The organism is Embleya sp. NPDC059237 (assembly GCF_042754105.1).
Taxonomy (GTDB): domain Bacteria; phylum Actinomycetota; class Actinomycetes; order Streptomycetales; family Streptomycetaceae; genus Embleya.
Window position 1 is genome coordinate 229,085 of record NZ_JBHZAE010000002.1, and the last position, 19,952, is coordinate 249,036.

At 70.1% G+C, this 19,952-nt stretch carries 18 protein-coding genes and 1 pseudogene; 15 read left to right on the forward strand and 4 right to left on the reverse strand.

Features of this window, described 5'->3' with window-relative positions:
• Positions 1-227 precede the first annotated feature (227 nt).
• Together ACFXKZ_RS08025 and ACFXKZ_RS08030 are read right to left on the reverse strand one after the other, a co-directional pair.
• Complete coding sequence (locus ACFXKZ_RS08025; RefSeq protein ID WP_379997678.1) at positions 228-425, reverse strand: hypothetical protein; 198 nt, start codon at positions 423-425, stop codon at positions 228-230.
• 221 nt (positions 426-646) lie between these two features.
• Positions 647-817, reverse strand: coding sequence for a hydrophobic protein (locus ACFXKZ_RS08030; RefSeq protein WP_379997680.1), 171 nt, complete (start codon positions 815-817; stop codon positions 647-649).
• 417 nt (positions 818-1,234) lie between these two features.
• On the opposite strand from ACFXKZ_RS08030, the gene ACFXKZ_RS08035 reads away from it, so the two are divergent.
• Together ACFXKZ_RS08035 and ACFXKZ_RS08040 are read left to right on the forward strand one after the other, a co-directional pair.
• Positions 1,235-1,696 (forward strand): DUF5709 domain-containing protein, encoded by a 462-nt coding sequence (locus ACFXKZ_RS08035; RefSeq protein WP_379997682.1) that lies wholly within the window; start codon positions 1,235-1,237, stop codon positions 1,694-1,696.
• 196 nt (positions 1,697-1,892) lie between these two features.
• Positions 1,893-2,117, forward strand: a complete 225-nt coding sequence (locus ACFXKZ_RS08040; RefSeq protein ID WP_379997684.1) for a hypothetical protein — start codon at positions 1,893-1,895, stop codon at positions 2,115-2,117.
• A gap of 157 nt (positions 2,118-2,274) precedes the next feature.
• On the opposite strand, the gene ACFXKZ_RS08045 is transcribed toward ACFXKZ_RS08040, so the two are convergent.
• Positions 2,275-2,856, reverse strand: a complete 582-nt coding sequence (locus ACFXKZ_RS08045) for an AAA family ATPase (protein WP_379997686.1) — start codon at positions 2,854-2,856, stop codon at positions 2,275-2,277.
• Between the two features lie 880 nt (positions 2,857-3,736).
• Here ACFXKZ_RS08045 and ACFXKZ_RS08050 point away from each other — a divergent pair.
• The 9 genes and pseudogenes from ACFXKZ_RS08050 to ACFXKZ_RS08090 all read left to right on the forward strand — a co-directional run bounded on the left by ACFXKZ_RS08050 (position 3,737) and on the right by ACFXKZ_RS08090 (position 11,890).
• A complete protein-coding gene (locus tag ACFXKZ_RS08050; RefSeq protein WP_379997688.1) occupies positions 3,737-4,153 on the forward strand; it encodes a hypothetical protein in 417 nt (138 codons plus the stop codon).
• A gap of 195 nt (positions 4,154-4,348) precedes the next feature.
• Positions 4,349-5,923, forward strand: coding sequence for a diacylglycerol/lipid kinase family protein (locus ACFXKZ_RS08055; protein ID WP_379997690.1), 1,575 nt, complete (start codon positions 4,349-4,351; stop codon positions 5,921-5,923).
• A 74-nt stretch (positions 5,924-5,997) separates the two neighbouring features.
• Positions 5,998-6,795, forward strand: a complete 798-nt coding sequence (locus ACFXKZ_RS08060; RefSeq protein WP_379997692.1) for a hypothetical protein — start codon at positions 5,998-6,000, stop codon at positions 6,793-6,795.
• 398 nt (positions 6,796-7,193) lie between these two features.
• Positions 7,194-8,561, forward strand: coding sequence for a rhodanese-like domain-containing protein (locus tag ACFXKZ_RS08065; protein ID WP_379997694.1), 1,368 nt, complete (start codon positions 7,194-7,196; stop codon positions 8,559-8,561).
• A 41-nt stretch (positions 8,562-8,602) separates the two neighbouring features.
• Positions 8,603-8,962: a rhodanese-like domain-containing protein gene (locus ACFXKZ_RS08070; protein ID WP_379997696.1), complete on the forward strand. Its 360-nt coding sequence runs from the start codon at positions 8,603-8,605 to the stop codon at positions 8,960-8,962.
• Positions 8,959-9,705 (forward strand): sulfite exporter TauE/SafE family protein, encoded by a 747-nt coding sequence (locus ACFXKZ_RS08075; protein ID WP_379997698.1) that lies wholly within the window; start codon positions 8,959-8,961, stop codon positions 9,703-9,705. The genes ACFXKZ_RS08070 and ACFXKZ_RS08075 overlap by 4 nt, the downstream gene beginning before the upstream one ends.
• 90 nt (positions 9,706-9,795) lie before the next feature.
• Positions 9,796-10,357: pseudogene (locus tag ACFXKZ_RS08080) on the forward strand (rhodanese-like domain-containing protein); the annotation flags it as partial.
• Between the two features lie 77 nt (positions 10,358-10,434).
• A complete protein-coding gene (locus ACFXKZ_RS08085) occupies positions 10,435-10,701 on the forward strand; it encodes a metal-sensitive transcriptional regulator (RefSeq protein ID WP_379997700.1) in 267 nt (88 codons plus the stop codon).
• A 244-nt stretch (positions 10,702-10,945) separates the two neighbouring features.
• Positions 10,946-11,890, forward strand: a complete 945-nt coding sequence (locus ACFXKZ_RS08090; protein ID WP_379997702.1) for a hypothetical protein — start codon at positions 10,946-10,948, stop codon at positions 11,888-11,890.
• Positions 11,891-12,019: 129 nt separating this feature from the next.
• Here the strand turns inward: ACFXKZ_RS08090 and ACFXKZ_RS08095 are convergent, their stop codons facing one another.
• Complete coding sequence (locus tag ACFXKZ_RS08095; protein WP_379997704.1) at positions 12,020-12,838, reverse strand: methyltransferase domain-containing protein; 819 nt, start codon at positions 12,836-12,838, stop codon at positions 12,020-12,022.
• 486 nt (positions 12,839-13,324) lie between these two features.
• Between ACFXKZ_RS08095 and ACFXKZ_RS08100 the strand changes: the two genes are divergently transcribed.
• The 4 genes from ACFXKZ_RS08100 to ACFXKZ_RS08115 all read left to right on the forward strand — a co-directional run bounded on the left by ACFXKZ_RS08100 (position 13,325) and on the right by ACFXKZ_RS08115 (position 19,921).
• On the forward strand, positions 13,325-14,026 hold the full coding sequence (locus ACFXKZ_RS08100; RefSeq protein ID WP_379997706.1) for a DUF6875 domain-containing protein: 702 nt from the start codon (positions 13,325-13,327) through the stop codon (positions 14,024-14,026).
• Positions 14,026-15,129: a methyltransferase gene (locus ACFXKZ_RS08105; protein WP_379997708.1), complete on the forward strand. Its 1,104-nt coding sequence runs from the start codon at positions 14,026-14,028 to the stop codon at positions 15,127-15,129. The genes ACFXKZ_RS08100 and ACFXKZ_RS08105 overlap by 1 nt, the downstream gene beginning before the upstream one ends.
• Positions 15,117-16,592: a flavin monoamine oxidase family protein gene (locus tag ACFXKZ_RS08110; RefSeq protein WP_379997710.1), complete on the forward strand. Its 1,476-nt coding sequence runs from the start codon at positions 15,117-15,119 to the stop codon at positions 16,590-16,592. Before ACFXKZ_RS08105 ends, ACFXKZ_RS08110 begins: the two co-directional genes overlap by 13 nt.
• Positions 16,593-16,693: 101 nt before the next feature.
• Positions 16,694-19,921 carry a ferritin-like domain-containing protein gene (locus ACFXKZ_RS08115; RefSeq protein ID WP_379997712.1) on the forward strand — a complete coding sequence of 1,076 codons (3,228 nt, stop codon included), beginning with the start codon at positions 16,694-16,696 and terminating at the stop codon, positions 19,919-19,921.
• Positions 19,922-19,952 lie beyond the last annotated feature (31 nt).

Below are 19,952 nucleotides of genomic sequence, written 5' to 3' on the forward strand. Positions count from 1 at the left end.
TCACCGAGGAGGCGCCGGGCGGGCTTTCCTCCGGGAGAGCGGACAACAGGCCGACGGAATGCCATCGGTAACCGTCCCCGACCACGTGTGGCACGTGTTCGGCGTGGTCGGCGCCGGTCGTCTGCCGATAGGCGAGATGCCCGCCGAGCAGCCGCCCGCCGCAACGGTGGCGAGCCCGGCCGGCGCCGACGTCCGGTCGCAGAGTCGCCGCGTGCGGAGCCGGGTCATCAGGGAGGCGGAGTACAGGCGGAAAGCCAGGTGCCGATCGGCACCTGTACGAGCAGCGGGTGCACGGGGTGCCCCAAGGGCACCCCGTGCAACGTGTCCCGGACGGTGCCCCGCGGCAGTCGACCCACCGCCGTGCGCATCCACGCCGCAGGACGGTCCAGGCTCCGAGCCTGCTCCGGGCGACGTACCGCAGTCATGATCCTCATGGGATGCCGCTTCCCACGAACCGCTCCGACATGCCGGCGGGGCACGGCGCGCGACCGACACGATTCCGCGCCCACCCGCGCGTCGCCACGGACGGAGCGGCGACACCCCGATGCGGTCGGCGCGGCAGGTAGACCGTGGTCCCCATCGGGCATCGCCCAGTCCACGTCACCCTCGACCGACGCCGAACGGGTTCACGTACGGCCGAAGCGCGCTACCAGCGGTACCAGCGGCCCCGACCACCGCCCGTGCCGGCGGAGCGGAAGACGAAGCCAAGGAGCCACACGACCAGGACGGCGATCGCGACCCACCACAGCACCTTGAGCGCGAATCCCGCGCCGAAGAGGATCAAAGCCAGGAGCAGAACGATCAGAAGGGGAATCATGGTTTGTACCTCCATGTGGCGCGTGCCCGGGACCCCCGAAAGCATTCCTGTATGAACCGTTGCTATTCCGCCGTGCCCGTCTTGTTCATTCCAGCTTCCTGTGGGTGGCCCGGATGTTCGATACAGCCTCTGTTGAGACTCGGGCTTTCGACTGAATGCCGGTCAAGCGTGTGCTCGCCATCCGCAGCGGCAAACCACCGGGCAGTCCCTCGCGTGTGACCAGCGGCTCTGTGGGTAGGCAACCGGCGTGACGCCGCCGTGCAATAGGCAAAGTCGCGCCATCCCCCGGGACGATATGCATTCGTGATCGGTGACGGCAGGCCGAGAGCCACTCGGCGGTGAAGCAGGAGGTCGGTTTCGAAGATCGCTCGGTCGCTCCGGGAACTCGAACGAACACCGTCCGGAAAGGAGCCCCGCATGTCGGACGATATCCGCGGCGACGACGTGTACCAGCCGGCCAACGCCGATATCGACAACGGTCCCGATGACGAACTCGATCTGGAGAACGCGGTCGACGAACCCGACCTCGACGAACTCTTGGATGCGGGCTACTCGCCGCCGGAACGACCCTTCGGCGTCGAAGAGTTCGGTACGACAACCCGGGAGCAGACGACGGGTGAATCGTTGGATCGGCGGCTGACCCGGGAACGGCCGGACGTCGAGCCGGAGCCCGGCGACGGCATCGGCGACCTGCCGGGTGCCACCGGGGAGGTCGTCGACGGCCAAGTCGGAGGGCCACGAACGGGTCGTCTCACGCAGGACGACAACCCGAATCGGGACCACGTCGCCCTCGCCGAGGACGTGGGAATCGACGGCGGTGCGGCCTCGGCGGAAGAGGCGGCCGTGCACACCGTCCCGGACGACCCGGACGAGGCGTAGCCCGCCCGCAAGGCGCATGCCCGTCCGTGCGGGTTTCAGGCGCGCCGACGATGGCGGAGGCTGTGGACGACGTGGGTCAGGTGGCGGCAAGCATGCCTGCGTGCAGGAGCGGCCTCCACGGCCGCGCGCCCGACGCCCCCCGAGATCCCGGGCCGGGGCGGCGGGAGGTTCCGATCCCCGCAACGGAGGATCAGCCATGCACCCCACCCTCGACATCCACACCACCATCGACACCGATCGCACCATCGTGGCCGTGGCGGGCGAACTCGGCCTCAACCTCCTCCTCAAACTGCGTGAACGCGCAGGCACCGAAGGCGAAACGCTGGAACTGCACGGCGTCAGTGAGCGGGTGCAATTCGTGCTCGACCTCACCGGCACGCGCAACCTGTTCGCCCTGCGACCGAATACCAGAGCGGCGTGATACGAGGCGTATCGCGCACTGAAACGTCGCGCGGTAGTCGGTGCTGCCGCCGATGCCGTGTGCGGTCTTCGTCGGGACGAGTTCGGGATGAGGCTGCCGACACACGAGGGCTCAGGGGCGAGCGGGGTGTGATCGTGCTGCTCGCGCGGCGGACGGGCTATCCGTGCCGGTGGAGGTCCCCGTTCGGAGCGGTTGCCCGTACGAAGGCGGCGATGTCCGGGATGGCCGGGGTGTAGCCGTTGGAGGTGTCCACCGTGAGCGTGGGAACGTCGAGCGAGATGGGTACGAAGGACTCCAGGGAGTACTCTCCGGCCGCGATCGCGTCGAGCAGGTCCCGGTCGCCGTGCGCGGCTCGGTGTGCGTTCTCCTCGACGCGCCGGACGATGCGATCGTGCGCGATCGCGGCAGGCGTGACGCAGCGGATGACGCGGATGTGGGCGACGTTGGTCAACGGCTCCAGGTTCGGGCGCCAGAGTCGGTCCTGGAAGGCGGCCTCGGCGACGGTCGTCACTCCGGCTCGGAGGAGCACCTTCAGTACGCCGAAGAACGCGTCCAGCGTCGGGCGGTTGAGCGGATCGTCGCCGCCGCTCCGGTGGCCGGGGGTGGACATGACCAGGCCCTGCTTGATCTCGTCTCGGATGATCGCGGGGCACCCGAGTTCCTGGGCGAGGGCGTGGGCCAAGGTGGTCTTGCCGGTGCCGGGGCCGCCGCTCACGACGGCCAGGCTCGGTGAGGTCATCGCGTTCTCGCAAGTCGGCATCGTGGGCCGCCCATTCGTATCGGTTGTCGATCAGCAGGCGGACAGGGGTTCTCGGTGAGCCCGAAGGTGATGAACGCAGCCGAACTCGCGTCCAAGAACATTACCGACGGAGTCGAGCTCGGTTCGGTCGGATGAGAATGAGAATGAGGATGAGGATGAGGATGACGTAAACGGCGCCGGTGAAGGCCACGGCATGGTCGACCGGTTCCAGGCGGATCTCGTTCTCGGCCTGTTGCCACGGCAGCGTGCCCGTGTCGATCCGCCCGGCGGCGACGGTCCTGGTCGTCGTGACCGCGACGACGACTCCGTCGGCGTTGGAGAGTCCCGACCCGGGCGTACCCGAAAGCGTCGGGCCGGTAGCCGGCGATCTGCCGGTGTCGGGTTCGTTCGGCGCCGTTCGTGACCGACCCGAGATCACCGCCCTCACCGCACTCCCCGTCCCGACGACCGCCCCCCGGCCGCGACGGTGACAGGCACACCAGTGGCCACGGGTCGAGATGGGGAAACCGGCCGCGTCGGCGCTTGTGCGTCTGTGGCGGCAACGACCCGGTGGCGCCTTTCGTACGCGAGAGAGACGGTGGAAACGGGGCGGAAAGACAGGAGACCCCGGTGAGCACGAGCCAAGGAACTCGTCGCGCCGGCCGGCGCGGTGAGCACGGAATGCGACGGTTTGCGTCGCGGCACACGCGGACGCGGCCGCGTTTCAGGGCGCCACGGTGCCGGAAACGGGCGACGCCTCGAAAGCCGTGGTTCGTTCGGAGCGCCGACGCGAAGCGGCGAAAGCCGCACGCCGATGGACATGGCCGACGCCGACGCCCGGGGCACACGCCTGTGTCGGCGCCCGAAAGGATGATCAGCGATGACCAATCACACAAGCACGCGACATCACAACCCACCATCCACCGCCGCAAGCGGATGGACGGTGTTCGCAGCGGTCATGATGATCGTCGGCGGGGTGTTGGCGGTATTCCAGGGGATCGCCGCCATCGCGAAAGACGACGTCATCCTCAGGACCCACAACTACACGTTCGGCTTCAGCGTCGCGGGTTGGGGCTGGATCCACCTGATCCTCGGGATCGTGGTCGCTCTCGCAGGCCTCGCGTTGTTCGCCAATGCGCTCTGGGCGCGCATGCTGGGCGTGCTGCTGGCGGGGCTGAGCATGCTCGCCAACTTCACCTGGCTGCCGCACTATCCGCTGTGGTCGACGATTCTCATCGCCATCGACATCGCCGTCATCTGGGCACTGTGCACGGGACCGGCCAGGGATCGGTATTGAGCGTTCGTGGCGACGCCGAGGCGGCAGGAGACCGCGGTCCGACACCGGTCATCTGCCGTCTCCATCACACGAATCCCGTGACGAGCGTCTTCGGCACGATCGGAAGACACCGTCACCCGGTCGGATGCGGTTCGGCCGCCGCACGCCGACTCTTCCGTGGGCATCGGTCGGGCGGAGCAAGCCGGGAGGCACATCATGGGCCGGTACGCAACGGCCGCGTCACGGCGAGCGCACGTCGATGGAGGCGGGGCCGCACGCCTTTTGGCGCGTCTGGCATTGCTCGCCGTCGTCGGCGTGGTGGTCGTCCTCGTGGTCGCACTGCGCGAGGCCGGGTTCCTGATCGTGGGCGCGGCGTTTCTCGGCCTGGTGGCCTGCGCCGTCGGTCTGTGGTGGTTCCTCGCGCACCGGGGCGCGCTCCGACTGGTCGGCGCACTGGTCGCGGTGTGCGCGCCGGTGGCCGTCCTCGTGCTCTTCGCCTTCAACAACCTGTGGTTCGACGCTCTGATCCTGGGCGCGTGTTGGGCCGCTACCCTGGCGTGCGCTCGGGCGGCCCTGCGCAAGTCGGACCCGGATCGTGTGCAACAGGCCACGGCCGCGCTCCGGCCCGCGAGGCCGTTCCTGATCATGAACCCGAAGTCCGGGGGAGGCAAGGTCGACCGCTTCGGCCTCGTCGAACGGGCCAAGGAACTCGGCGCGCGGGTCGTTCTCCTGGACCCCTCCGCTCCCGCGGACGTCGCCGAACTGGCCCGGGAAGCCGTCGTCGACGGCGCGGATTTGCTGGGCGTGGCCGGTGGTGACGGCACCCAGGCGCTGGTGGCAGCGGTCGCCGCCGAACACGACCTGCCCTTCCTCGTCGTCGCGGCCGGAACTCGCAACCACTTCGCGATGGACCTCGGGCTCGACCGCGCCGACCCGAGCCGGTGCCTGGACGCGCTCACCGATGGCGAGGAGTTGCGCGTCGACCTGGGCGACGTCGCGGGTCGTGCCTTCGTCAACACGGTGTCCTTCGGTGCGTACGCCGACGTCGTGCAGCGCCCCGAGTATCGCGACGACAAGACCGCGACGGCGCTCGGCCTCCTGCCGGACCTGTTGGTCGGTGATGGTGGCGTACGGCTCGACGCGCGCGTCGACGACACCGTCCTGACCGCGCAACAGGCCCTGCTGATCAGCAACAATCGGTACAACTCCCCCAGTGAGATGGCCGGCACCGGCCGACGCCCGCGCCTGGACGATGGCGAACTCGGCGTGCTGGGCATCCACGTCCGGGGCGCGGTCCGGGCCGCCGACCTGGTCGTACGCGGTGATCGCTCCGAGGCGTTGACCGTGACGAGCGCCCGCCGCGTCGAGGTCACCTCCGAGGCCGCCGAGATCCCCGTCGCGGTCGACGGCGAGGCACTCCGAATGTGTACACCGGTCGTGTGCACTCTGCGTCCGGCCGCGCTGCGCGTTCTCGTCCCGCGCGATCGGCCGGGCGTTCCCCGACCCAGCCGCCCCGTGGACTGGCGTCGCGTACTCGCCTTGGCCCTCGCTCGCGACACGGCCTCGGGAGGCAATCGGGCACCGCACCGCCCCCAGGCTCCGCCGCGCACGGGTCCGGTCGACGAAGGCCCCGCCCGGCGGACACGGCCCGTGAACGACGATACGTCGTTGCGGTGTCACTCTCGGCTGTGCACCCCGAGTTCCCCTATGCTCGCTTCGCCACGTATAACCCTTGATCACCGGAGGGCGGGACGGCGGAGAACAACCGCGAGCGGCTCATCAGGACGCTGACGTTTTGGTTGCGTCCGGCTTTCCTGCTGCGAGTCGTCAACCGGTTCCAAAGGATCGCGGGTTTCGATCGCTCCATGGCTCTGGCCTCCAGCGCACTGACCGCGCTGATCCCGCTCACGGTAATGAGCGGCACGTTCTTCGGCAGTGACGCCGCGGATCGCATCATCAATCGTTACGGGCTCACCGACGGCGGCGCCGATGCCGTCCGATCGCTGTTCTCCACCGAGACCACGACGACCGGCGTCGGCATCTTCGGAACAATGTTTCTGGCAATCTCGGCGCTGAGCTTCTCCCGAACCATGCAGCGGTTGTTCGAACAGACCTGGGAATTGAAGCCGCTCGGAGTTCGCAACACACGCAACGATTTGTGGTGGATCTGCATGCTCAGCTTCTACACCGCAGTCATCGGGTGGCTCTACGTGGTCCTGGGCGAGGCGCCCCTGGGACTGGCAGCCGCCGTCTGCGAGGTGCCGCTGACCACGGCGTTCCTCGTCTGGAGCGGCTGGATCATCTCCGCGAAGCGGCTCGCCCCGGCAACCCTGCTTCCGTTCGCCGTCGCCGCGGCCGTGCTGACCGCGGCCTACTCGGTGCTCGCCACCGTCTACCTGCCGCGCCTGTTCGATTCCTACGCTTCCCGCCACGGCGCGGCCGGCGCGGTCTTCGGGATGGCCACGCTCCTCTTCGGTGCCATGCTCATCCTCGTCGTCTCGGCCGCGCTCGGACGGGAGGTACGAGACGAACTCGTCCGCATTCGCCAGGGCCGGCGCCCGTCCCCGGACGATGTCCGGCACCAGTGGGACGACATTGTCGAGCAGACACGATCACGTTGGCGTGCCATCCGCGGACATCACCCCACCGAGCACTCCCCGTGACGATCGCGCGAACCGCTCACACTCGTGTCGAGGGCGAGGTTTGCCCGCACACCGCAGCAGCGGCACCGGCGGCGACCGAGTGGTGATGGGGGCGCCCCACCGCAGGCGCGACGGTCATCGATCCCCCGCCGGCGAGGCGCCCCGGTCCACGTAGTCGGTCGAGCACCCCCGCGAAGAGTCGGGCGTGGCGGCCTCGTCCTCGGCGTTGCGACGGAACAGTTCCGCAGCGGCACGGTGCCCACCGCCCGGGTGGACACGGCCGGGCCGCGGGTTGCCGCGCGGGTTGCCGCACGCCCTCGCGAGAGCGAATACCTACTGTCCAAAATACCCCCGGGGGTACTCGTGGTACGCTCGAAATATACCCCCGGGGGTAAATCTCAGCCGAAAGGAGCAACCGCGTGTTCTTCATCGACACCATCGAGACCGAGGGCCTGGGCAACCGCAGCTACCTGGCGGGCGGTGCGCGCAGTGCGGTGGTGGTGGACCCGCCACGCGACGTCGACCGGGTCCTGGCGGCGGCTGCGGCGCGGGGCGTGCGGGTCTCGCACGTGGCGGAGACCCACGTCCACAACGACTACGTGAGCGGCGGCCTGGACCTCACGCGGCTGACCGGCGCCGTCTACCTCGTGCCCACCGACGCCCGGGTCGCGTTCGCCCGCACTCCCGTCGCCGACGGCGACACCGTCGAAGTCGACGACGGCGTCACCTTGCGGGCGATGGCCACCCCCGGCCACACCCCCCACCACACGTCCTACATCCTCGAGGAGCGGGGTGCGGTGGCGGCGGTGTTCACGGGCGGGTCGCTGCTGATCGGCTCGGTGGGCCGCCCCGACCTGGTCGAGCCTCGACTGACCGAGGCGCTGGCGCGCGCCCAGCACGCTTCCGCCCACCGGCTCGCGGCCCAACTCCCCGACGAGACGCCGGTCCTGCCCACGCACGGCTTCGGCAGTTTCTGCTCCTCCTCCCAATCCGAGGGCGACGCCACCACCATCGGCAAGGAAAAGAGCGGCAACGACGCCCTGGTCAAGGACGTCGACTCCTTCGTCGCCGAATTGCTCGTCGGTCTGGAGGACGTGCCCGCCTACTACACCCACATGGGCCCGGCCAACGCCGAGGGCCCTGCGCCGGTGGACCTGACCTCGCCGCCGGTGGCCGATCCCTCCGACATCGCCGCACGTCTGGCAGCCGGGGAATGGGTGGTGGATCTGCGCAACCGGATCACGTTCGCCGAGGGCCACCTCGCGGGATCCTTCAACTTCGAGGCCGAGGGGAAGATCGCCACCTACCTCGCCTGGATGATCCCCTGGGGCAAGCCCGTCACCCTCCTCGCCGAATCCCCCGCACAGCTCGCTGCCGCCCAGCGCGAACTGGTCCGCGTCGGCATCGACCGCCCGGCCGCCGCCGCCACCGGTGGCCCCCGCGACTGGATACCCGACGGGGCGAGTCCGCGTTCCTTCCCCCGCGCCACCTTCGCCGACCTCGCCGCCCACGACACCCGCCCCGACGTCGTACTCGACGTGCGCCGCGACTCCGAACGCGCCAAGGGCTGGATCACGGGTTCCGCGCACATCCCCATCCACCAGCTCCACCGGCGCCTGAACGAGGTCCCACCCGGCACGGTGTGGGTGCACTGCGCCGGCGGGATGCGCGCGGCCATCGCGGCCTCCCTCCTGGACGCCGCCGGACGCGACGTCGTCGCCGTCGACGACACCTTCGACGCCGCCACGGAAGCCGGCCTCCCCCTCACCACCGGCACCGGTCGCTGAACCGCCCACAGCCCCACCCCCGAAACCGGAAGGACGACGGAATGTTCCTCTTCCGTCGCGGCATGGCCCGCGTCACTCCCACCAAGGCCCACGAGCGCATCACGTCCGGTGACGCCGTGCTCTTGGACGTACGCGAGCGGGCCGAATGGAACGCCGGGCACGCCCCCGGCGCCGTCCACGTCGCGCTCTCCCGCCTCCTCACCGGCCAGGACCTGCCCCCGGCCGCGAAGGGCCGCCCGTTGGTGGTGATCTGCCGCTCGGGTCACCGCTCCCGGCAGGCCGCCAGGCTCCTCGCCGGGCGCGGGGCCGACGCCGTCGACGTCAAGGGCGGCATGAACGCCTGGGCATCGGCCGCACTGCCGGTCGTGGACGAGCACGGAAGCAGCGGCCGGATAGCGTGAGTGCCCTCCTCCTCGCCCTCGCCGCCGGGGCCGTCGTCGGCCTGGCCCTCGGCGCGCTCGGAGGCGGCGGCAGCGTCCTGGCCGTCCCCGCCCTGATCTACCTCCTCGGCTTCACCCCGGCCGCGGCCACCACCGCCTCGCTGATCATCGTCACCGCCACCTCCGCGACCGCCCTCTACACCCACGCGACCTGCGGCAACGTCCGCTGGAAGACCGGCACCCTGTTCGCGGCCGCCGGCATCGGGCCCGCCATCGCCGCCGGCCTCCTGGCCGCCCGCCTGCCCGAAGCCGCCCTGACCGCGGCCTTCGCCGCGATAGCCGCCCTCGCCGCCGCGGCCATGCTCAAACCCCCCGCCACCGACCCGCCGTCGCAACCCGTCCGCCCCGCCAGGGCGGCCGGCGCCGGGGCCGGACTCGGCACGGTCACCGGCTTCCTCGGCGTCGGCGGCGGCTTCCTCGCCGTCCCCGCACTCGTCTCCGTCCTGGGACTGCGCATGCGGGCCGCCGTGGGCACCAGCCTCCTGGTCATCACCGTCAACTCCCTCGCCGCGCTCACCGCCCGCGTCGGCACCCCCACATCCCTGCACTGGGCGGTCATCGCTCCCTTCACCGGCGCCGCGATCCTCGGAGCCTGGGACGGTAAGCGCCTCGCCGGGAAAGTCTCCGGCCCCGCTCTCCAGCGCGTCTTCGCCGTCGTGCTCCTGGCCGTCGCCGCCCTCATGCTCGCCGACGCCCTCCACTGACACCCCGCCACGACCACACCGCAAGCACCCCTGGGGCATCGCGCTGCCCATATCCAGGCACCATCCGAAAAGAAGGACGGATCCCGCATCATGACCAACCCCCGCACCCTGGACACCGACCAGGCCGGCAGCCCGCCTGCACGAACTCATCGTCCTTGACGTCCGCACCCTCGGCGAATACGCCGGCGGCCACCTCCCCGGTGCCCTCAACATCCGCCTCGACCACCTGGACCGGGCCCTCCCGGACATCCGCGACGCCGCCCGGCGCGGCGACATCCTCATCGTCTGCGCCTCCGGCGCCCGCTCCGAGCACGCCTGCCACACTCTCGCCGCCCACGGCATCACCGCCGCCACCCTCGTCGGCGGCACCGGACCCTGGGCCGAAAGCGGCAACGCCCTGCACCACCCCGAAGGCACGCGCCGCACCACGTGGAGCATGGAACGACAGGTCCGCTTCACCGCCGGCGCCGTCGTCCTGACCGGCCTCGCGCTCGGCCGCCTGCGACCCACCTTCCGCCTCGCCTCCGCCGGTATCGCCGGCGGCCTGGTCTTCTCCGCCCTCACCGACACATGCGGCATGGCCGCCATCCTCGCCAAACTCCCCCACAACCGCCCCCACCAGGGCGACCTCGACCGCACCCTCACCGCCCTCGCGATCACCGGCGCTCCGAACACTGATACCCCCTGGGGTACCATGAGGGAGAGCACACAAGGCCAGGAGGCACACCGGTGAAAGTCGATGACGACGCAGTCAACGCAGTCCTCAACCGCCTGCGGCGCGCCCAGGGGCAACTCGCCGGCGTCATCGCCATGATCGAAGCCGGCCGCGACTGCAAGGACGTCGTCACCCAACTCGCCGCCGTCTCCAAGGCCCTGGACCGCGCGGGCTTCAAAATCGTCGCCGGCGGCATGCGCCAGTGCATGAACAACGCCGACGAAAACCAGGCCCCCATGACCGAGGAAGAACTCGAAAAGCTCTTCCTCGCCCTCGCCTGACAACCATCACCGCCACAAAAACGGCCCGGCCCCGCATCAGCGGACCGGGTCGTCGGCACGTCCCAGGGGGATCCGGCCGGCGCCGCCGCAGCCATCCCGGCCGTCTCCGCCTCCCCCCAAGGTGATCACCGGCCGCGTGCGTGTCGGGCGGGTATCCGCACGGCCAGGTCCGCGAGGCCGTGCGAGCCGATCGGCTCGACGACCACCGGTACGGTCTGTCGGCCTGCCTTGGCACACTGCCGCCATGGAACACGCGCTCTGGGACGCGCTGTCGCGTCCGAACCATGCCGGGATCCCGTATATCGCCCTCCTCGTAGGCGACGAAGGCGAACCCGACAACACACGCGTCCGCATCGGCGCCCCCGAAGCGGGTCCGTCCGTCACGCTCACGCGCCTCAACGACTTCGTCGTCGCCGAGATCCGCGCCGGCGACGGCGTCCCGCTCACCGCGGACCAGGAAAGGCTGCTCACCGCAGCGGAGTGGCACCACGGATGGAGCTCGGTCGTGCCGGTCCGGGAACCTGTCCGGTCGCTGTCCTGGCGGTGGTACAGCAACGCCCAGGTGCGCGGCGCGCGCGGACGTGCGGTCGTAGAAGCCCTCCGCGACGTCCTCCGCCTGCCTCCGGACGACGTGGTGATCCGCGGCGCGGACGACGACGGCCCGACCGAGCTCTACTCCGTGAAGAACTTCGGCGACCGTCCGAGCGCCGTCGGCAGCGCGCCGGTGTGCACCGAGTGGGACGACCTACAGCGCCGCCTCGACTGGGTACTGACCACGCTCGCCGTCGACTCGGCGGTCGTCATGGCCGGCCCGGACGGCGAGGTCGTGCAGTTCATGACCGCCCCGCACGGGGGTTCCCTCTACACCAGCGTCATGGACCCCGAACTCGACGCCGCCGAGCTGCCCGACGCGTCGAACCCGGGCTCCGAACGAGCCCGGCGCATGTTCGCGAGCGGCTGGCGGCCGCAAGAGTGCGCGCCCGGAATCGCGGAATGGACCCTCGGCGTACCGATCGTGCACTGGGGCGCCGGCACCGTCCCCGCCCAAGCCGTCGCCGCCGCACGCGCCCTGGGCATCCCCTCCCCGACCGCCCTGACCGTCCGCGCGTTCCGCAACGGCCCCCACACCGATCCCGCGTACGTACCCACCGAACTGGGCCTACGCGAAGACGTGTCACAACCGGGTTGAAGAACGAGTACTCGGCACCGGTCGGCTCGAAGTCGGCTGCAGCGCCTCGGCCACTCGGCGAACGCCACGGGGTCGGTGACGTCGGTGAACAGGTCGACGTCATCCGAGTGCGGCACGCAACGAGCGTGGTCAGGCGCCGGCTTCCCTGTGGGCGACGGCGAAGACGCGGCGGAATGTGAAGACCGTGCCGTATGGTCGGGCGGGGTATGCCTCGCCGAGGCGGGCGCGGTAGGAGGCGAGGAACTCGCCGGCGGCTTCGGGGTCGTCCGCCAGCGCGTTCAGCACCGGACGCATGCCCGTTCCGTTGATCCAGCCCTGGAACGGATCCTCGCCCTGCAGAACGTGGGCGTAGCTGGTCTCCCAAGCGTTGACGGTGAAACCCAGCGGGGCGAGGTGGTCCACGTACTCGGCGGGGTCGTAGACCTCGAACGTGTGCCGCACCACCGCGCCGAGGCGGTCGCGCCAGCGCCGGCTCGTGCACAGTTCGCGGAACACGGCGTGGCTGGGTGAGGCCGCGTTGTCCGGGACTTGAAAGGCGAACACGCCCCCCGGAGACAGTGTCCGTGTCCAGCCGGCGAAGTGGTCGGGTTGGTTCGGTACCCATTGGATCGCGGCGTTCGAGATGACGAGGTCGAAGCGCTCGGCCGGGGACCAGGTGTCGATGTCGGCATGGGCGAAGTCGATGTGTCCGCCACCCGCGGTCTCCCCGGCGTGTGCCGCCGCCTCGTCCAGCCCTGCGACGGAGTTGTCGAGTCCGGTGATGTGTGCGTCGGGCCAACGCTCTGCCAGCACGGCCGTCAGTTCGCCGCTCCCGCAGCCGAGATCGACGATGCGCGCGGGGCCGGTGGGCAACTCCGGGATGTGGGCGAGCAGGTCGTGGAACGGGCGGGTTCGTGGGCCGGAGCGACGCAGGTGCCGCTGCGGGTCCCAGGTGGTGGTGGCGTGCATGGTGCCTCCGGATCGGGGCCGGGCCCCGTGAACTCCGCTCGGGTCGCGGAGAGTTCGGCGACCCGCCGGTCTCTGCGGCGAGGAGTACGGGACCACGTGGTCGTGTGGCCGGGTCCAAAGCATGACGACTCGGACGAGGCAAGCAGAGCCGGGCCGAGCCAACCCGAGCCGAGCCGAGCCGGACGATCAAGCCTCGTCGGTTTGTTCTGACTTGAGGGCATTCAAGGCGGAATCATACACCGATAGTCAGCATGATGTCGCTCATACAGGATTATCACGATTCGATCCACACGTTCCGCTACTGTGTAGTTGCTCGGCGTGGCGGCACGACCGGACGCGACGCGTCCGCGCTCGGTCCCCAGCCCCTTCGGCACCTCGAGAACGAGGCGCGTCTCGGCCGTGCATCCCTCATGCCCGAATCACGAGTGCAACCCCTGCCGGCAGCACGGTCCCACGACTGCTCGGCCGTCGTACCTGAGGAGCCAAATGACCACCAGTACCGAGCCGTTCGACGGGCCGTCGGTCGGGCGGTATCGCAGCGACACCGTCGTGTTCCCCGCACACGGATACGACGAACGTGTCGATACGGACCTTCGTGTGCTGGTCGACTGGCTGCAGGACGACGTCAGCCGGCCCCACCCGGATCTCAAACGCCCCGGCCCGCTGTGCCCGTTCGTGCCGGCCGCTCTGAACGCCGGCACCCTGCGCTTCGAGTTCCGCTACCAAGTCACCGGGGATGATCCGGGCGAACTTCGCGACGTGCTCGCGGATCGGCTGCGACGCTTCCCCCCGCCTGCCGCCGGCGCGCACAAGACGTCGCTCGAATGTCTCATCATGGCCCTGCCCGATCTCGCCGAGGAGAACTGGACCGCGCTGGACGAGGCACACACCGACCTCAAGGATCTGGCCGTGGATCACGGCCTGATGATCGGCCAGTTTCACCCCGACTGCGACGAACGTTCGGTGCGCAACCACGTGTTGCGTGCGTCCCGGTCCCCCGTCCCGTTGCTCGCCGCACGGCACATGGCGCCCCACGACATCCTCTTTCTGCACGACTGCCCGCGCTGGTTCGACGCCTACCACAAGCAGTTCTCGGCGCAGTTCGTGGACGGACGAGTGAACGATCCTCTGATGCTCGGCCTCTTCGCGGCCGCCAAGCGCCGGTACCGACAGCGAGAGGCATCCTGATGCGCACCGACGATGTCGAGAGTGCGGTGGCCGTGCGGGCCCTGCTGTACGGCCACTTGGTCTCGCGAGCCCTGTGCAGTGTCACCGGGCTGGGCATTCCCGACCTGATGACGTCCGGCCCGCGGCCGGTCGCCGAACTCGCGGAGCTCACCGGTGCCCATGAGCCGAGCCTGCGGCAGGTGATGATCGCGCTGACCGCGTTCGACGTTTTCGAGGAACTCCCGGACGGCCGCTTCGCACTCGCCCGCCTCGGTGCGGCCCTGAGTACCGGCGCGCCCGGAAGCGCCCGGGCGAGCGCCTTGATGGCAGACAAGGTGACCGGCAGCGCCTGGCACGGAATCCCGCACACCGTACGCACCGGAATCCCCGCCTTCGAGAGCCGGTTCGGTGCCGAGTTCTTCGACTACCTGGAGAAGCAGCCCGGTCTGCGCGAACTGTTCGACCGTTCCCAAAGTGCCGACCTCGATCTGGAGATCGACGCCATCGAGCGCGCCCACGACTTCTCCGAGACGGGAATCCTGGTCGACGTCGGGGGCGGGAACGGCGAACTCATGGCCCGTCTGCTGAGCGTCCACCCGCAACTGCGCGGCGTGCTCGTCGACCGTCCGGCCGCCGTGGCCGACGCCCGGACGCGGCTGGACCAGGCGGGCCTGGCCGAACGCACCGACGTCCGGGCAGGCGACTTCTTCGCCGCCGTCCCCTCGGGCGGCGATGTGTACTTGCTGCGGGAAATCCTGCACGACTGGGACGACAATCGGTGCGTCACGCTGCTGCGCGCGTGTCGTCGGGCCATGTCCTCGCACAGCCGCCTCGTCCTGATCGAACTCGCCACGGACGGCGCCGCCACGGATGCGGACGCGAAGATGGCCGCGCTCATGTCGCTGTACATGTTGTCCGTACTCCCGGGAAGGGAACGCACCACGGACGAGTTCGAAGCGCTCCTCGCGGCTGCCGAACTGCGCCTCGACGCCGTCCACCACCTGACGGGCCGAAAAGTCCTCATCGAGGCGTCTCCGGAACGCTCCACCGCCGTCGGCCCGCCGGTCGACCGGAAGGTGGTGATCCGGAAGGACCTCGCGGAGCAGCCGTCATGCACTCGTTGACCCGGATGCGGTCCACGGCGGCGGACCCGACGGCGGTGCCCGGGAGCAGGCGCATCGCGGTCGTCGGCGCGGGAATCGCCGGCCTGGTGGCGGCCTACGAACTGGAGGCACTGGGACACCGCGTGACGGTCCTGGAGGGCAGCGAGCGGATCGGCGGTCGCATCTACACGCACAGGTTCGGTGCAGAGGCGGACGCTCCGCACGTCGAGCTCGGCGCAATGCGCATCCCGTCCACCCACGAACTGACCATGCGCTATGTGGACAAGCTCGGTTTGCGGCCCGCGCTGCGCCCGTTCCGCACCATGTTGAGCGACGAGCACAACTACCTGATCACCGGGCGTGGGTTCGTGCAGGTGAAGCATGCTTCGGGAGCGCTCCTGGCGGATCTGCGCCGCGACGTGCCCACGATGTCCTGCACGCCGGCCGCCATGCTGTTCGGGGCCTGGCTGGCGGCGGTCATCCGGGCGATCGGTCCGGCCAGGCTGCGCGAGAACCTGGCGTGCGAACTGACCACGCTCCTCGGGCTCGCCGACCGTCTGGACCTGTCACCCCACATCCACGGTGCGCAAGCCGACCGGATCGACCTCGGGGCCGTCTTCCGGGCTCACCCCGAGCTGCGCACGGGATGCAGCCCATGGCTGCACGGATTCCTCGACGACCTCCTGCTGGAGACCGGCCCCGGGCTGATGTACCTGGCCGGCGGCATGAGCCGACTCACCGACCGGCTCGTCGACCGCATCCGAGGGCCCGTCCTGCTCGGACGCGAAGTGGTCGGTCTGCACGCCGGCGAGGACCACGTCCGCCTCGGGTTGCGACACGGCCGGCTCGACCTGATGCAACGGTATCCGGCGGCACTGTGCACACTGCCTTTCTCCGTACTGCGCGACATACCTCTGACCGGCCTCGACCGCGACAAGCGGAACGTGATCGACAGCGTCACCTACGAATCGGCGACGAAGATCGGGCTGCACTGCCGGAAGGCGTTCTGGGAACGGAGCGGAATCCGCGGCGGAGCATCGGCCACAGGCGGGCGCACCCGGCAGACGTACTACCCACCCCAGGAGGGCGATCCGGCCAAGGGAGCGGCCCTGCTGGCCTCTTACGCGATCGCCGAGGACGGCAACCTTCTCGGCGCCTTCCCTCCCGAGGCACGGCACGCCGCCGTCATCGACGAACTTGCCCTCCTGCACCCGGAATTGAAGGAATCCGATGCCGTGCTCGGCGCAGCCGGCATCGCTTGGGGCACCCACCGGTGGAGCAGGGGGTGTACCTCGCATCACTGGGGTTGGGGCGATGACGCCGACCGCCGCGCCCGGGAGAGGCGGCGGGCCGCGCGTCCCCAGGGGCGGCTGTTCTTCGCGGGAGAGCACTGCTCGTCCACTCCGGCCTGGATCAACGGTGCCATCGAGTCCGCGCTCGGCGCGGTGACCGCCATCGACGCAGCGCTGCGGGAGTCCCCCTGAGCATCTTCGACGTACCTCGCCTGCATTTCGCCGGCACCGCGGTCACCCGCCTTCCCACCGGACCGCGCAGCGGGCTGTACGACCTCTCCCGCAACCGCGCCGTGACCTCCCAGGGGGTGCCGTTCCCGCTGGACCGTCCGCCCCGGGAGTACCACGACCATCTCGACGGACTCGGCCGGCGCTACGAACCGGACGGCCGGATCACCGCGGACGGGCGGTTCGGCACGGTCAAGGGGTGGAACTTCGGCGCCAATGGCCACTTTTGGGTGGACGCCCGGGTCAGCGGCTGGGAACACGCGCCGGGTGACGTGGACACCTCCGACCCGGTGGTGGGCCGACACGTCGACATGTGGGGCCACTACAACGACTACCTGGCGACCACGTTCAACCGCGCCCGCGTCTTCGACGTCGATCCGGCATCCGACTGGACCACGACGGTGATGGTCGGCCGGTTCGGCTTCGGCAGGCAGGGCCGCTCACACGAGGTCGGCTACATGGCCATGGGCGCGGTGACCGGCTTCCAACCCCCGCGCTGGCAGAACTCGCAGCACATCCTCGACGTCGGCGACCACCCGCTGGCCGATCGGTTCCGACGCTCGGTGATCCACCAGTTCGCCGTCGACGGCGCCCTCGGCCTGAACTGGTTTCCGGAGGCGGACGGCTCCGAGGCCGCACGGCTGCTCCGGACGCGCATCACGGACGAGGGCGCGGCGGGTCTCGTCGTACGGTTCGCGCTCACCAACATGGCCACCCCGACGGTCCACGACGCGCCGGACGTGTGGCAGGTGCGCGGCACCATCGCACCGTGGCATCGCGAGGAGGAACGGACCTGCCCGGCCGGGCGGTTCCTCAGTGCCCGCCGTCCCCGCCGGAGCGGCGCACCGCCCCTGCTCCACAACGTCGCGGTGCGAGTGGGCGCGGAATACACCACCTTCGACCTCGTCACGGCCATTCCCGTCACCGCCCGGAGTACCCGCCGGGGGCCCGGCCCCCTCCACGAACTCGGTCCGCGCCTCGATGTCGGGGACCTGCAGCTGCGCACGCGCGACTCGGGGCGACTGGTGGCCACCGTGCCGCGCGACGCCTATCTCGCGGATACCGACCGCACCGGCGGTCTCGTCACGGTTCCCACGCACCACGATCCGAGCGCCTGCCCGGCGGGAGATGCCGGCCCCGACGAGCCGCTGGTCCTCGTGGGCGCGCCGCGCGGACGCGAGCCCTCGGTGCTGCTGACCGAGGAGGAGATCGTGGTGCGGATCGACGATTCCGCCCTTTTCGTCGAACCGCCGGATGTGGATTCCCGCGACGACGGTGTCGCCGAGGTGGACGTCCGCACCTACCATCTCGGGCGCCCGGCGCCGGCGAGGGTGCACGTGACCCAGTTCTTCAACCCACGCGCGCTGCCCGGCGATCCCTGGGCCGGCAGCTGCGAACGCCGGTGCGGCGACGTGCGGATCGTGGACGTCCGTCCCGGCGGAACACGGGCCGACGACGACAAGTGGGACGAGTCCTGCACGCTGGAGACCGATGGCGAAGGACGCGGACGGCTCGCCCTGCGGTGGGCGTCGGCGGGCAGCACGCGGTTGCTTGTGCTGCCGACCGGGGACGAGCCGCCCTGCGATCCCGCCGAGCCCGGGTCCGCCGCCCGCGCGTACGACAACGACGATCGCCTGGGGTACTGGCCGGCCGTGTGTGCCGTGGACGTTCGTGTGCTTCCCGACACGCGGCACCTCGACGACATTCCTCGGGACCAGGTAACGCCCCAGGTGCTCTACCGCGAGGTGTTCGCACCCTACGAACACCTGTACTCGTTCATGGGCGACGAGGTCTTCAGCCTGTCCGACGCATGCCGAGTGGCCTCGCACGCACGGCTCATCTGGCTGATGTGCGACCCCCGCCACAGGGACAAGACGTTCTACATGCCCCCCACCCGCGACATGACCGGACCGCAGACGCGGCTCCTGCTGGCCCACCTGCGGCAGGAGGAAGCGAGCCGGCGGCCACCGCCTCGACTGGTTCCCCGCCGGGCACGCAGCGGTGCCATCACCACGCGTGCCCGACTCGGCGAGGCGCTCCGAGAGGCCGCCGCGGTCGAACTCGCCGTCATGATGCAGTACTTGTATGCCGCCTGGTCCATCCCCCTGCACGGCGCGGGTCGGGAGCTGGTACGGCGCGGGGAATGGACCGAGGAGCAACTCCGCCTCGCGTGTGGGGAGGGCTCGGAGACCCTCGACAACGGCGTGCGAGGTGGTTTGATGAACGTGGCCCGGGAGGAGATGATGCACTTCCTGGTGATCAACAACATCATCACCGCCATGGGCATGGCCTTCCACCTGCCGCGGATCGACTTCGGGACCGTCAACAGCCGGCTGCGCCTACCCCTGGACCTGTGCCTGGAAGGGTTTGGGCTGGGCAGCGTACAGCGGTTCATCGCCCTGGAACGGCCGCACGGCTCCGGGCGGGACCTCGCGGAGGACCGGCTGCCGCGCCGCGACGAAGGACCGTCCTACGCCTACGAGTCGCTCAGCGATCTGTACGAGGCGATCCGCGAGGGCATCAAGACCGTGCCGGACCTCTTCCTCGTCGAACGAGGACGCGGCGGCGGGGAACACCACCTGTTCATGCGCGCGTCGGTCAACGCGGCCCACCCCGACTACCAGTTGGAGGTGGACGATGTCGCGAGCGCGCTGTTCGCCCTCGACTTCGTCACCGAACACGGCGAGGGCAACGTCCTCGACAGCGTCCAACACGACGAGGAGTCACATTTCGCGACCTTCACCCGGATCTCGGACCTGCTCATGGCAGAGCACCAAAAACACGGCCACCCGCGCGACGGCGGCCGACGGCGACCACCCTGGAGCCCCGCCTACCCGGTGCTCCGCAACCCCTCGCTGCACGCCGGGAACCCGGCCCGACAGCAGGTGACCGCCCCGGAGGCGCGCGCCGCACTGATGGTGTTCAACCGCTGCTACTTCCTGATGAACCAGCTCATGGTTCAGCACTTCAGCGGCACGCCGGACGCCGGCCTGCGCCGCTCGCCGCTCATGAACGCGGCGATCGACGTCATGGCGGGGATGATGAGGCCACTCGCCGAGCACCTGGTGACGCTTCCATCCGGCCAACCGGGGCGTACCGCAGGCCCTTCGTTCGAACTGGAGGCACGACCGGAGTTCATCGCCAGGCCGGATGTGGCGCTGCGGTCGATCAGCCGCACATTCGCTCATCTCGCCGACGCGGCGGCCCGGTTGCCCGGCCTCCCGGCACGGGTTCCGGAACTGATGTGCTTCTACGCCGACTACTTCCATGCGCCTGACCCGGTCGGCCCGTGAGACCCACCACTCGGCGCCGGCCGGGTCGGCA

What these genes read in the sequence shown, in the direction of transcription:
- ACFXKZ_RS08090 (WP_379997702.1), top strand. Translation starts at nt 10,946, where the DNA reads ATGGAACACGCGCTCTGGGACGCGCTGTCGCGTCCGAACCATGCCGGG.
- ACFXKZ_RS08050 (WP_379997688.1), top strand. Translation starts at nt 3,737, where the DNA reads ATGACCAATCACACAAGCACGCGACATCACAACCCACCATCCACCGCC.
- ACFXKZ_RS08060 (WP_379997692.1), top strand. Translation starts at nt 5,998, where the DNA reads ATGGCTCTGGCCTCCAGCGCACTGACCGCGCTGATCCCGCTCACGGTA.
- ACFXKZ_RS08025 (WP_379997678.1), bottom strand. Translation starts at nt 425, where the DNA reads ATGACTGCGGTACGTCGCCCGGAGCAGGCTCGGAGCCTGGACCGTCCT.
- ACFXKZ_RS08040 (WP_379997684.1), top strand. Translation starts at nt 1,893, where the DNA reads ATGCACCCCACCCTCGACATCCACACCACCATCGACACCGATCGCACC.
- ACFXKZ_RS08055 (WP_379997690.1), top strand. Translation starts at nt 4,349, where the DNA reads ATGGGCCGGTACGCAACGGCCGCGTCACGGCGAGCGCACGTCGATGGA.
- ACFXKZ_RS08095 (WP_379997704.1), bottom strand. Translation starts at nt 12,838, where the DNA reads ATGCACGCCACCACCACCTGGGACCCGCAGCGGCACCTGCGTCGCTCC.
- ACFXKZ_RS08035 (WP_379997682.1), top strand. Translation starts at nt 1,235, where the DNA reads ATGTCGGACGATATCCGCGGCGACGACGTGTACCAGCCGGCCAACGCC.
- ACFXKZ_RS08045 (WP_379997686.1), bottom strand. Translation starts at nt 2,856, where the DNA reads ATGACCTCACCGAGCCTGGCCGTCGTGAGCGGCGGCCCCGGCACCGGC.
- ACFXKZ_RS08100 (WP_379997706.1), top strand. Translation starts at nt 13,325, where the DNA reads ATGACCACCAGTACCGAGCCGTTCGACGGGCCGTCGGTCGGGCGGTAT.
- ACFXKZ_RS08110 (WP_379997710.1), top strand. Translation starts at nt 15,117, where the DNA reads ATGCACTCGTTGACCCGGATGCGGTCCACGGCGGCGGACCCGACGGCG.
- ACFXKZ_RS08030 (WP_379997680.1), bottom strand. Translation starts at nt 817, where the DNA reads ATGATTCCCCTTCTGATCGTTCTGCTCCTGGCTTTGATCCTCTTCGGC.
- ACFXKZ_RS08070 (WP_379997696.1), top strand. Translation starts at nt 8,603, where the DNA reads ATGTTCCTCTTCCGTCGCGGCATGGCCCGCGTCACTCCCACCAAGGCC.
- ACFXKZ_RS08105 (WP_379997708.1), top strand. Translation starts at nt 14,026, where the DNA reads ATGCGCACCGACGATGTCGAGAGTGCGGTGGCCGTGCGGGCCCTGCTG.